Source organism: Marinomonas sp. (genome assembly GCF_039940335.1).
GTDB lineage: Bacteria > Pseudomonadota > Gammaproteobacteria > Pseudomonadales > Marinomonadaceae > Marinomonas.
Genome location: NZ_JBDVGW010000005.1, coordinates 111,923 through 124,696, shown reverse-complemented (window position 1 = coordinate 124,696; position 12,774 = coordinate 111,923). Strand labels below are relative to the sequence as shown.

Genomic DNA, 12,774 nt, shown 5'->3' with positions numbered 1-12,774 from the left:
TTTCATCATTGAGCTCAAAAGTGTTGATGATTAATTTACCAGATTGACCCTTCGAATGAAATCGGTATGCTTTGTGCTTATATGGTTAACCAAATGGTCGATATTAAGTATGGGCGCATGAATTTCGTGCAAATAACCCTTACAGTTCGACCAATCGCTAAAAACTGAGGGCATTCGGAGAACGCCTTGGTTTTTTTATTATCTGTAATGACACTACTTTTTAATACAGGGTTTGTATAGTGGTAGTGACTTAGTGTCAATACAGAACACTTTCTCTAAAGGTTATTGGAATATGTCATTGTCTGTCATACAGCGAATTGTTCTGGGTTTTGGTGTGCTATTGCTGCTCTTGCTAGTGCTTGCTGCATCTGGTTTTTCAGGTATTGCGAAACTCGAGTCTCGACTTAATGTCGTGACGGGCGAAGTCACCGATATTGTGAGTACCAGTAATTATGTGAGTGATGAGTTGGCCTTTCTCAATACTTCAATGATGCAATATTTATTGAGTAAATCCCCAGACTCTTTGGCAAGTTTGGAGGAGAATTTTACCCATCACCGTGAAGAATATGAAAGTGCATTTAAAACGCTAATGTCTCTGGTTCAGAATCAACCAGAGATGTTGAACTCTCTTACAAACATTGATGGTCAAGCGAATGCTTTTTTTGAAAGCAGTAGTGTTGCTTTTGTAAACCATAAAAGAATGCTGGAATTACAAAACAAAATTGTTAACGAGAAATTGGATTTAAAAGACGCGCTAAATTTTTCGGTTGAGGATTTAGGGTTTCTCGTGGAGGGAGGGGATACTTCTGAAATCCAATTTGCGGCCTCCTACATGCTTAGCCAAATGGAAAGTTTAGCCGTTACGGTGAATGATTACTTTGACCAAAACGAACTTGAGTCACTCGAATCCTTCCGATCACAGATGGCCTCGACTATCTCGAGTATCAAGTCCAAGCAGTCATATGTAAATGATGACAACATAAACGAATTGATTGCAGAAGTAGAGCAGGGTGTTGTCTCTCCAGAAGGCGTTGTTGCTGAATATTATGAATACATAAGTTTGACCGCTAGCGCTGAAGTATTAGCTAAAAACTTAGCGAGTAGTATGCAAGTGGTGGTGGACAACACCGCATTATTGCTCACAGAAACAACGGTGATGCGCAATCAAGCAAAAAACGAAGCGAATGATGTCGCTAGATTTTCAATGGTGATGATGGCTGTTGTCTCTGGTATTTCTATTTTGATTGCAGTATTAGTGGCGTTGTGGGTGAGTAAAAGTATACGTAAACCTTTGGCTGAAATTATGTTGGTGCTAGGGGATATCTCTAAAGGCAACTTTACTCGTCGTAGTGAAGTGACCAGTAACGACGAGTTTGGCGAATTGTCTCGTTGGGTCAATCAGCTAGTAAGCAACCTACAAGAAGTCATTAAGAACATAGATCAAGCAGCTAACGATGTGGCCAGTGCAGCCCAGTCTAATCTTAGTTTGGCTGCTGACTCAAAATTACAAATGTCGTTGCAAAATGATCAAACGACCAGTGTTGCTTCGGCAATGACAGAAATGGTGGCGACAGTGCAAGAGGTGGAGAAAAATACTGAGATTACTTTCTACCAGATTCAAGACCTTGATCAACGTGCGATGGATAACCGACAAAAAATGCAACGTAATATTGCAGAGGTAGAAAGCTTAGTGAAAAACATCGAGCAATCTGCCCAAGTTGTTAATCAGTTGGATGAATACTCGCAAAGCATCGGACGAATTCTAGAAGTGATTCAAGGCATAGCCGAGCAGACCAATTTACTGGCTTTGAACGCAGCGATAGAAGCCGCTCGAGCGGGAGAGCAAGGCCGAGGCTTTGCCGTGGTCGCCGATGAAGTGAGAACGTTGGCAAACCGTACCCATGATTCAACTGAAGAAATTCAGGGCGTTATTACACAGCTACAAAAAGGTGTCAAAGAAACAGTGCTAAGTATGCAAAGCAGCTGTGAGAGTGCTCACACTAGTGTGGAAGATGTTCGCTCAGTGGGTGAGTCATTAACCGAACTGCAAACGTGTATGGAAGAAATACGTCATTTAAGTACACAGATTTCAACCGCCGCAGGTCAGCAATCTGCTGTAGCACAGGAAATCAATCGCAGTATTCATAATATCGCAGATATGTCTGAAAAAGTCTCGCAAAGTGCGGCGCAAAGTGAAACAGGGAGCACAGAGCTTTCTTCACTCTCGGATCGTCAAAAGGCATTGCTGCAACAGTTTACGGTTTAGAACGCGTGTCACGGTTAAAAGCATTCAACCTTAGCGCTGACTTTGTTGTAAGATAAGCGCAACTTAGTTGCTAGGAGATAAAAATGTCGATTCAAATCGGTGATATGTTGCCAAATGGGCAGTTCCAAGTCATGGGTGAAGAAGGTCCTGAAACCCTTGATGTCACTGAATTTTTTAGCGGCAAAACAGTGCTCATGTTTGCTGTGCCAGGAGCATTTACACCAACCTGTAGTGCCAGTCACTTACCGGGTTATGTGGTGCACTATGATGCGATTAAAGAGAAAGGGGTTGATGACATTGTCTGCCTGACAGTCAATGACGTGTTTGTTGTTCATGCGTGGGGGCAGGCACATAACGCTGAGCACCTTATCATGGCATCAGACGGATTAGCAGAACTGACTTGCTCTCTTGGTCTTGAATTAGATATTTCAGCCGCGAAAATGGGCGTTCGTAGCCTGAGGTACGCTATGCTGGTCAATAACGGTATTGTGCAGCAGCTATGGTTAGATGAGCCTGGCGAATATAAAGTTAGCTCAGCAGAGTATGTTTTATCTCAGTTGTAGACTATTTTAAAGCGAATAAAAAAGGCGCTCTAGATTTATTAGAGCGCCTTTTTTGTGGGGTAAAGGAATTATTTATTGTGTAGTAATTTAGTGACAGTGGACGTTACGTGTTCAGCGCCCTGTAAGATCTCATCGATCAGACCAGAAGCCTCATTGATTAACTGAGCATTTTCACTAGATCGTTCACTTACTTTATCCATGCTTGCTTTAGCTTTACGAGTCAGCTCACTATTCTGGGCAACCATATCTTCAATTTCAACGGTAGAAGTACTGGTGCGCGCCGCTAGAGTACGAACTTCATCTGCGACGACCGCAAAGCCACGACCATGTTCGCCAGCTCTGGCTGCTTCAATCGCAGCGTTGAGAGCAAGCAGGTTTGTTTGGTCTGCAATGGAGCCAATCGTCGTGACAATTTTGGCAATGTTTTCTGATTGCTGATGTAACTGCTCGATCAAGTGAGTGGATGAGCTAACGTCTTCAACAATTTGGTCTGATGTCGCAACTGTTCTTCGTAGAATTTCGGCTCCACTTTCAGATACTTGAGCGGTTTTAAGAGAAGTGGTGTGAGCAACTTCAGCCGCGTCTTGTATCGCGTGCTTCTCTTCAATGCGCTGACTTATATCCGAAGCAACTTTTAGTATTTTGACCACTTTGCCTTCATGGAAAACTGGGTTGTAGCTGGCTTCAAGCCAAACTCTACGACCATGCTTGTTTATACGTTCGAATTGCCCTGCCACAAAATGGCCTTCTTCAAGATACTGCCAAAAATTTGGATTCTCTTGATAAAACTCTTCGGTACAGAACTTACGGTGATGTTGTCCGGCAATATCTTTTAGGGCATAGCCCATGGTCTCCAGGAAGTTATCATTGGCAGTAATGATCGTGCCGTCAGGGAAAAACTCGATGGTAGCGGCAGAGCGGTCAATGGCCGAATACACGGCCTGTTGCCGATCGGACATTTCTTTAGCTTCAGTAACATCCGCTGCAATTTTAACCACTTTTACGATTTTACCGTCTCTTTCAACAGGGAAGTAAGTCGCTTCCAGCCATAAATCAGAGCCGTCTTTGCGTTCACGTTGGAATGTGCCTTGATGACTTTTACCTGCGGCTAATTGAGGCCAGAAGTTTTTATACTCTGTGCTTTGTGCCACTTCTACCGGGCAGAAAATCACATGCTTCTTGCCTTGTATTTCAGAAAGGGTATAACCGGAGGCTTTAAGAAAGTGTTCATTGGCGTCAAGGATGGTGCCATCGGGTAAAAAACTGATGGTGGCACAAAACTTATTCATTGCTTGAATAAAGGCGCTGTCTTCTAGAAACGTATCGTTTTTTGCTTCTGCTTCTATATCTGGGCGTTTTCTAAAGAACATAGTCAACCTTCTAAAAGTGATGAAATTGCTGTAGGAATATCCTTACATTTTAGTCTAAATAATATAGATGTAAACAAAGATTAATAGTGTAAGTTTATGTAACCAATGCGTTGGTTTTTTATCATCAATGTTCATAAAATAAGGAATAGTAGAGCAGTCTCGCATATATTTAATTTATATATATCGAATGCAACATATAGGTTCTTTTAACTATCAATTAAATTCTTCTGTATCAATATCTTGTTGCTGCTCTTGATTGTACCGCGCACCGTAAATATTATTTTGATTTATATCATTGTCTAGTAAATCTAGTTGCTGGGATGTTAAGGAAATGCTTTTAGCAGCTAAATTTTCTTCCATGTGGGGTAAAGACCGGCTGCCTGGAATGACTCGAATATGTTCACCTTTTGAGCTTAACCAAGCTAAAGCTAGCTGAGCCGGCGTGCAGGCCAGTTCTGCGGACATGGATTGCAAAGTGTTTAACAAAGGTAGGTTCTGCTCAAAATTTTCTGGAGAAAACCTAGGCATGGCGTGACGCATATCCGAGCGCTCCAATTGATTTAATTCTCTCAATTGGTTGCTTAAAAAACCTCGCCCTAATGGGCTAAAAGCAACAAACATAACGTCAAGCTGTTGGCAGGCGTTAAGTACTGCTATTTCGGGGTTTCGAGTCCATAGTGAGTACTCAGATTGTAGGGCACTGATGGTAAACTCTTTGTGTGCTCTGATAAGGGTTGGGGCAGATACTTCGGATAATCCCACCGCACCGATTTTGCCTTCTTTTACTAGGTCACCAAGGGCACCGACACTTTCTTCAATGGGGACATCTTTGTCCATGCGATGAAGATAATAGAGATCTATATGATCTGTTTGTAGACGTCTTAAGCTGCCTTCACATTGGCGTCGTAAGTTGTCTGGTCGGCCATTAATTTGCCTTTTGCCATTGAGGTTTTCCATTCCGCATTTACTGGCTAAGAAGACTGATTCTCGACTGGGCTTTAGTGCTGCGCCGACAACCTTTTCATTATTACCACCACCATAAAGGGTTGCGGTATCAAAATGTTGATAGCCCATATCCACCGCGCGTTGGATAAGTGTTATAGCTTCGGCGTCAGCTAATGGCTCCCCGTAAGCATGGGACACATTCATGCACCCTAAACCTATAAATGGTAAGTTAAATGGGTTATTTTGTGACATCTTGTCCGCTTCCTTTATTTAAGAAGATTCATGTAAAAGTATTGCTAGATTAAACACTTAGCCGGTGTTTTTTAAGATTGAGTCTTATTTTAGTTTCTATTAGTATGACAAAATAGAATATTCGGATCTGTAAATTTTCTCTATCCGACATCTCTTTTTTGTTAACAGTTTTTAGTTAAAACTTCATTGCAACTGTATAGTGCTTTTTAGCAAGGGTATTCTTCCATGGAAGCTATGTTAACCATTACTGCCCCTATTTTCTTTGTAATATTGTTAGGTTTTTTAGCTGTACGTCATGGTTTCTTAGCGCCCCAAGCCTTGCCTTCTTTAAGTCGTTTTATTCTTTACCTAGCCTTGCCTGCACTTATTTTTACCAAGCTTTCCAGTATGAATATCCGTGACCTAGTCGATCTGGATTATATTTTTGTGTACGCCGTAGGTGGACTGCTGGCCTTTAGCATCACCGTTTTAATCGCTCGCTTTGTCTTCCGACAGCCCTGGGATTTATCTGGCGTACGAGGTGTAGGTGGTAGTATGCCAAATAGCGCTTTCATTGGCTTGCCTGTTCTTATTCAGTCTTTTGAGCACGCTCCGACTCAAGCTTTTGCGATGGCTTTAATTGTCGAGAATGTGGTGTTTTTACCTATTTACCTATTTTTCGTGGAAACCATGAAAGGGCAAAGTCAAGCGAATGGCCAGAACTCTGGTGCTGGGGTTATGGCCGTGGTGGCGAAACGTCTAGTGACAAATCCATTACTCTTATCTGTGGTAAGCGGGTTGGTTTGCTCTTTGTTAGGCTGGCAGTTGCCAGCGTTCATGCAGCAGAGTTTTACTTTGTTAGGCGGTGCGGCAGCCGCTACGGCTCTGATCGTTATAGGCGGCTCCTTGGTGGGGGTTTCCATTCGTGGGCAGTTAAGCCAAATTGGTTTGGTGGCCGTGGTGAAACTCATGCTGTTTCCGCTAATTGCATCACTCTTGTTAGTATTCACCCCGAACATGCACCAAGACTTAAAACTCGCGGTGGTGATACTGGCGGCTATGCCTATGTTCACTTCCTACCCAATCATTTTTGGTGAGTATGGAGAGAAAGGTTTCTGTGCCAGTGCCTTATTAGTGACAACAGTGTTGTCATTTTTTACCCTGAGCGTAATGTTAAGTTTTTTGGTATAGACTATCGGGTCATTATCATTACGCCCAAATGGGACAGTACAAAGCAATTGAGGAGTGTTGAATGTCGAAGATCATGGTGCTAAACGGCCCTAACCTTAATCTACTAGGGAGTCGAGAGCCGGAGCAATATGGCCACGAAACTTTAGCGGATGTAGAAGCCATGTGCGCTGCAGAAGCACAACGCTACGGCCATGAAGTTGAGTGCCGTCAGTCAAACCATGAGGGTGCGCTGATCGATGCCATACATGAAGCAGGGCAGCGTATCAAAGCGGGTGAAATGCTCGGTGTTGTCTTTAATCCGGGCGCATACACTCATACCTCAGTAGCGCTGCATGACGCGATAAAAGGGGCTGAGGTGCCGGTTATCGAAGTGCATATTTCCAACGTACATACCCGTGAAGCGTTTCGTCATCATTCTTATATCTCGCCTGTGGCGGCGGGGATTGTGGTGGGAATGGGCATACAAGGCTATGTACTTGGTATCCAAGGTCTTATCCACAAAACTAGCTGATACCTTCTTGCTTCCTCATAAAGCGGCTAAGTAGTGGTTTTATGGGGATAAACTTTCTCAATGTCACTCAGGCGACGAAAATGCCAGATTAGTGACTACTAAACAGGCGTACCGCTGCAATGGTGGTCATAATCCGTATCAGCCACTTCACTTGGCTAAACTTCAGCTTGTTCACCGTCCAATATCCTATTAAACAACCTACTAATAAACCAGGAAGCGCTTGTACGCTGTAGCCTAGACTGTCTGTTGTAAGTAGTCCTAGACTATAGAACATGGGGAGTTTGAAAATATTGATAAAGAAAATACACCAAGCACGGGTCGAGACATAGTGCTCTTTGGGTAGCTTTTGCGCCATAAGATACAGGCTGAATAGAGGGCCTGCAGCATTTGAGACCATGCTGATGAATCCTGCAAAGGCGCCTAACACACCACCAGTGGTTTTGCTTTGCATAAAACTTGTATCGTGGGTGTCGAGCCAAAGCCCCAACAAAAGCATACCGGCGATGATTGCCCCAAGAATGGTATTAAAAGACTCTGCATTAATAAAAGACAGTAAATAGGTGCCTAGTAATACACCGGCCAAGGCCAGAGGGATGACTTTGGCTAGTACAGACCAACTGATACCTTTGCGGTAGCTAATGATGGCAAGTACATCAATCAAGAGGTTAATGGGTATTAAAATACTCAATACTTCGGGACCCGGAAAAACCACCATAAGAAGCGGTAGAACAAGCAATCCCATGCCACCGATAGAAAATTTAGAAAAGCCTGAGAGTAGGCCTGCGAGCAGTAAAAAAAGAAGGGTTGTATCCATTGTATGTGTCCTGTTTCAAACGCTGACTGAAGTCCACTCGGCTTGTGACTAAGTGGTGTAAGCTAGGCTGTTATAGTACGCTTTTTTGGGTGATTTTTCACCGGTTAAGCGTGCTAGGATAGCGACTATAACGACTACGAATACAGGCTTTGGACGCGGCCTTTGAGGAGTCAAAGGCCGCGTATGATTTAATGTGTAGGTGCTTGCAAAAAAGCTTCGCGGGTCAGGTTAAGGGCTAGCTCCTTTTTCACCACCACATTGTCTTCAATTCGAATGCCACCATAAGGCAGCAAGCGTTTGACTTTCTCTAAGTTACAACCATGGTCTTTAATTTCATCTTGCATTTTTTCCAGTAACATCGGGATAAAATACAAGCCAGGTTCGATAGTTACAACCATGTTTTCTTCTAGGCGGCGAGTAAGACGTAGAAAGGGAGCTTGTTCAACTTTACGAGTGTTACCTGCTCGGTCCTGTTGAAAACCGCCCACATCGTGTACTTGTAGGCCGAGTAGATGACCGACTCCATGGGGGAAGAAAACTTGCGGAATTCTTTTGGCTAGCTGTTCTTCTACACTCAATTGGCAAATATCATGGGTTTTCAAACACTGTGCAATGGCGATTAAGGTTTGCTCATGAAGCGCTGGGTAGTCCACTCCAGCCAGCGCTTGGTTGGCGATTTTCTGCTCCAAAGCATCCATACTTTCCACCAATGCGCTGAACTCATCATCATAACGAGTAAAGGTACGGGTAATATCACTGGCGTAACCATGCTGGCTGGCTCCGGCGTCAATCAGTAGGGTGCGAGATTGAGGGTTATTTTGTGGACTTTTATGCTCGTAATGTAACACCGCTGCGTGTTTATCCACACCAACAATGCCTGGGTAAGGCTCTTGGTCAGCGGTTTGTCGGCTGGCTTGTAAATAGGCAAGGTGAATGTCTAATTCACTCGCGCCTTCTAAAAAAGCGTGTTTGGCGGCTAGATGACCCAGTACGGAGCGCTCGTTAGCTTGCTGAATGGCGGCGATTTCAAAGTCTGTTTTTATAGCTTTATCGTAATCAACAAATGCTTTCAGGCCATCACAAGGCTTGGTGAAATCTTGGGGCTGAGGACCAAGCCATGCAGTGTCTTGAGAGAGTTGGCTAAACACCTTATCGTCTTGGCGAGCGCAGACAATCAGCCATTCTTGACTCCACTCACCTGCTGGTACTGGATTTGGTGCATGCCAGAAATCATCGCGTATTGGCCAAATTAATGTCGGCCTCTTACCTGCTCGTATAATTATGTAGGTTTCAGGTCCTATGCTAAAAGGTAGCCATTGTTGCGCGCCTGAATACGGATGGTAAGGAAATGCGTGATCATCCTGGAAATAATAACTTTTAGCACCACTGGCCAAGACTATTGCTTGTAAGCCAAAGTGACTCATGGCTTGTTCGTATCTTTCTTGCAATGTCTTTAAATGTGCCTGATATAAGGCATGTGATGGCGTGGCAGAGACGGTTTGCATAAACGAATACCTCGAAGAAAAAAGTGCGCGACGTCGAAGTGGTGGCGCAAGGAAAAAGTCAGTTTAGCGCGGTAGGTAAAGTATGGCTATTGTCTCGGCTTATGTTGTTTAAAAAAGCCGATACAGGCTACAATATCTGTCTATTTTTTGGCTAATTGGAACCTCTTTTGACCGCACCAACTTCGACACTATTGAGTAATCTGTTTGACGATCTGCCAGATACCCCACAACCAATCTATGCCAAGTTAAAACAGGCGATTTCGTTAAAAATATCTTCTGGCGAGTGGCAAGCAAATCAACGTGTGCCTTCTGAAGCAGAAGTTGTTAATGCATTGGGCATGAGCCGCATGACGGTGAACCGTGCTTTACGAGAATTAACTGCGGAAGGTTTGTTGGTTCGTCATCAGGGTTTAGGCACTTTCGTTGCGGAAAAGAAAGCACACTCAGCACTATTTGAGGTTCACAACATAGCGGAAGAAATTTCTGCTCGCGGCCATCAGCATAAAGCGCAACTCTTGGTACTAGAGAGTGCTAAGGCGTCGGTAGAAGAGGCGATGATGCTAGGGGTGCGTACTAATCATGAAATCTACCGCTCGGTGGTATTGCACTTTGAGAATGAGTTACCGATTCAGATAGAAGAGCGTGTGGTCAACGCCAAGCTCACTCCAGATTACGATAAACAAGACTTTACCCTGCAGACTTCCTACGCTTATTTGATGAGTGTTGCCCCGATGACAGAGGGTGAGCATCTGGTGGAGGCTATCTTGCCCAGCGAATTGGAGTGCCAAAGGTTACAAATCTCTGCCCAAGAGCCCTGTCTCCAGATCAAGCGTCGTACTTGGTCTGGGGAAGACATAGTCACCGCCGCCCGACTCTTGCACCCGGGTTCCCGCTTTCAGTTATTCGGGCACTTCGGGCGCTAGGGCGTGGGCTAAAACTTTTTATGCTTTGTTAATCTTCTTGCCAATATGTTCAATATTGGAGTGTGAAGCTTACCTCGAATAATAAAGTTTTATCCACACGCTGAAGCCAGTGGACTTGTTCGTACCTTCCCTAAGCATTCGCCGAAAATTACTTGGCGTAAATGCCTATCTCCACACCTTGCCCTGTTATTAGGGAAACCTCCATGCCCTCATTAAGGATCACGAAACTGCCTTGTGCGATTGAATACGACTTTTTGTTGGTCGCCAGCTCACAATCTTGATGAACATAAAAAGCGCGTAATAAGGCAGGGGATGAAGTGTTAGCGTGCAAAGTGCAAAGACCGTAACAGGCCTGCACTTGTGCTTGACTATCCTTATCTCGCACCATGATGTTCAAGTCTTCAATGGCTCCTTGGTGAAGCTCTGCAACGGTCTGGTCTGCCCCAGAGAAGGTTGCCATATCCAGTGCTTTTTGTAGCGGGTGGCGATATTGCTGTTGCAGTTTATTTCGATGGCTTAGTGTCATGCCTGTGTCGGAGAGTAGCACTAAGGTACGTTTCAACCCTGCAAAGTCTGAAAATACCCCATCCTTGACCACCGCGGCTTGGCTAATGCGAAAGCGCACCCCCTCAGCATCTTTATGTAAATAGATTTGTTGGGTGACTCCCAAACCATTTTTCCATGGCATGGAGGTAAATGCCTCTTTTGTAATCAGTACTAAGTCGTCTGCTAAATAAGTGCCTTGATCAGTCATACATCACCTTTTTAATCACCTGAGTAAATGCCTGTCGGCTGCTCTCTTCTAATGGGTGATGGAAATCTTTAATGACCTGTTGTCCGCAGACGAAGACGTCTTTTATAAGGTTTTCATTACAAGCGAATAACCAACGGTTAAGCAGATCTTGTGGCGCACTGGCGGCCATAAAGGGGTGCTGAGGGTCGAGTAGCATAAAGTCTGCACGATGGCCGGGAGCAAGTCCGAGTTTAACGCCGCAGGCTTGATTGCCTCCAGCCAAGGCTTGAGTAAACAAGTGATCGCCCACACGATTTTGCGCAGTATTATGCAGACGATTGCGCTGTTGGTCACGAAAGCGCTGGCTGTATTCTAATGTGCGTAACTCTTCCACCAGAGATAAGCTCACATGGCTATCTGAGCCAATGCCCCAGAGGCCATTTTGTGCACTAAAGTCGACTCCCGGGAAAATTCCGTCCCCAAGGTTGGCTTCTGTGGTGGGGCATAAACCCACTACAGCTTGGGTGTTGGCGATGGCGGTGATTTCTTTTTGGTTTAAATGGGTTGCGTGTACCAAACACCAGCGTGGGTCTAAACCTATGTTGTCATCTAACCATTGTACCGGACGTTGGCCGCTCCAAGTTTGGCAGTCATTTACTTCTTTTTGCTGTTCAGCAATGTGAATGTGAATGGGTAACGAGCTGTCTAATTGACTGAGCACAGTAACGATTTGTGGTTGAGTGACTGCTCGTAAAGAATGGAAGCAGATGCCCATTTGGTGTTTGTGCTGGTGGTTTACATTGCGTTTATTGAGCTGGCTAAGCGCCTCGCTGGAGGCGTGGTGTAAGGCCAAATACTCATCGGTACTATTAATAAAGCGTGCTTGCCCTACACTTGGCGTTTGGCCGCCAAAGCCTGCATAAGAATAAAGTACCGGTAATAAGGTTAAACCTATGCCTGAGTTTTGAGCCGCTTGCATAAGTTGCAAGGCCATTTCTTCCACTTGCGAATACGCTTGTCCGCCGGGGGCGTGATGTAAGTAATGAAATTCAGCAACCTGACTGTAACCTGCTTTGAGCATGTCTATGTAGAGTTGGGTCGCAATGATTTGTGCATCTTCTGGGCTAAGCTTTTGCACCACCTTATACATAAGGTCTCGCCAACTCCAAAAACTGTCATTGGGATTCAAGCTGACTTCTGCGGCACCAGCCATAACACGTTGAAATGCGTGGGAGTGTAAGTTACCTATGGTGGGTAGCACTGGACCATCAAGGTGAATGTCGCCCTCAATCATGGTGCTGTTTGGGCGGACGTGAGTAAAGCGTCCGTGTTGGACGCTTAAACGCACATTAAAAGCCCAACCAGAAGGCAGTAAAGCACGTTCAGCGAAATAGTGTTGCAAGGGAGCAGAAACTTTCGTTGTTGACACGATTATGTCCTTCTATAAGCCGCGATATAAAGTTTGAGTGTAATAGAATTCACAATGTATATACAAGTTTAAGTTTTTCATCAGCGCCGATTCTATTTTTGACCTCGTAACCTCCTTCTATAGACAGCAGTTAATACGTTCAACTCTTCAAAAGAAGGGGATGTTTTTCGGTTTTTTGCGAAATTTTGAGAAAAAATACTTGCATCTTGCAATGATAAAAATTATGTTTTCGTTAAGTTGTATATACATTTAAATTTTATTGAGTGCAGTACATCCTGAACTCCTCTTGAAAA

The 12,774-nt window shown here is 44.3% G+C and carries 12 protein-coding genes; 6 read left to right on the top strand and 6 right to left on the bottom strand.

The genetic code is table 11. The annotated features are described in order from the left end of the window. Positions 1-292 precede the first annotated feature (292 nt). Entirely contained in the window at positions 293-2,266 is a 1,974-nt protein-coding gene (locus ABJF92_RS02580) for a methyl-accepting chemotaxis protein (RefSeq protein ID WP_446814289.1), read from the top strand. A gap of 83 nt (positions 2,267-2,349) precedes the next feature. Next, positions 2,350-2,829: a redoxin family protein gene (locus ABJF92_RS02575; protein ID WP_446814288.1), complete on the top strand. Its 480-nt coding sequence runs from the start codon at positions 2,350-2,352 to the stop codon at positions 2,827-2,829. A gap of 68 nt (positions 2,830-2,897) precedes the next feature. Here ABJF92_RS02575 and ABJF92_RS02570 read toward each other — a convergent pair whose 3' ends face one another. Both ABJF92_RS02570 and ABJF92_RS02565 read right to left on the bottom strand, forming a co-directional pair. After that, the gene (locus ABJF92_RS02570) at positions 2,898-4,199 is read right to left on the bottom strand and encodes a methyl-accepting chemotaxis protein (RefSeq protein ID WP_446814287.1); all 1,302 of its coding nucleotides are present in this window, start codon (positions 4,197-4,199) and stop codon (positions 2,898-2,900) included. Between the two features lie 213 nt (positions 4,200-4,412). Beyond that, on the bottom strand, positions 4,413-5,396 hold the full coding sequence (locus ABJF92_RS02565) for an aldo/keto reductase (RefSeq protein WP_446814286.1): 984 nt from the start codon (positions 5,394-5,396) through the stop codon (positions 4,413-4,415). Between the two features lie 225 nt (positions 5,397-5,621). Here ABJF92_RS02565 and ABJF92_RS02560 point away from each other — a divergent pair, with 225 nt between their 5' ends. After that, positions 5,622-6,566, top strand: a complete 945-nt coding sequence (locus ABJF92_RS02560; RefSeq protein WP_446814285.1) for an AEC family transporter — start codon at positions 5,622-5,624, stop codon at positions 6,564-6,566. A gap of 61 nt (positions 6,567-6,627) precedes the next feature. Beyond that, a complete protein-coding gene (gene aroQ / locus ABJF92_RS02555; protein WP_446814284.1) occupies positions 6,628-7,077 on the top strand; it encodes a type II 3-dehydroquinate dehydratase in 450 nt (149 codons plus the stop codon). A gap of 88 nt (positions 7,078-7,165) precedes the next feature. Here the strand turns inward: aroQ and ABJF92_RS02550 are convergent, their stop codons facing one another. Both ABJF92_RS02550 and pepQ read right to left on the bottom strand, forming a co-directional pair. Next, entirely contained in the window at positions 7,166-7,891 is a 726-nt protein-coding gene (locus ABJF92_RS02550) for a sulfite exporter TauE/SafE family protein (RefSeq protein ID WP_446814283.1), read from the bottom strand. Between the two features lie 188 nt (positions 7,892-8,079). After that, entirely contained in the window at positions 8,080-9,396 is a 1,317-nt protein-coding gene (gene pepQ / locus ABJF92_RS02545) for a Xaa-Pro dipeptidase (RefSeq protein ID WP_446814282.1), read from the bottom strand. A 23-nt stretch (positions 9,397-9,419) separates the two neighbouring features. On the opposite strand from pepQ, the gene ABJF92_RS02540 reads away from it, so the two are divergent. Then, on the top strand, positions 9,420-9,551 hold the full coding sequence (locus tag ABJF92_RS02540; RefSeq protein ID WP_446814281.1) for a hypothetical protein: 132 nt from the start codon (positions 9,420-9,422) through the stop codon (positions 9,549-9,551). Between the two features lie 12 nt (positions 9,552-9,563). Next, complete coding sequence (gene hutC, locus ABJF92_RS02535) at positions 9,564-10,319, top strand: histidine utilization repressor (RefSeq protein WP_446814280.1); 756 nt, start codon at positions 9,564-9,566, stop codon at positions 10,317-10,319. A gap of 148 nt (positions 10,320-10,467) precedes the next feature. Here the strand turns inward: hutC and ABJF92_RS02530 are convergent, their stop codons facing one another. Beyond that, positions 10,468-11,073 (bottom strand): HutD/Ves family protein, encoded by a 606-nt coding sequence (locus ABJF92_RS02530; RefSeq protein ID WP_446814279.1) that lies wholly within the window; start codon positions 11,071-11,073, stop codon positions 10,468-10,470. Continuing rightward, on the bottom strand, positions 11,066-12,481 hold the full coding sequence (locus ABJF92_RS02525) for a formimidoylglutamate deiminase (RefSeq protein WP_446814278.1): 1,416 nt from the start codon (positions 12,479-12,481) through the stop codon (positions 11,066-11,068). The genes ABJF92_RS02530 and ABJF92_RS02525 overlap by 8 nt, the downstream gene beginning before the upstream one ends. Positions 12,482-12,774 lie beyond the last annotated feature (293 nt).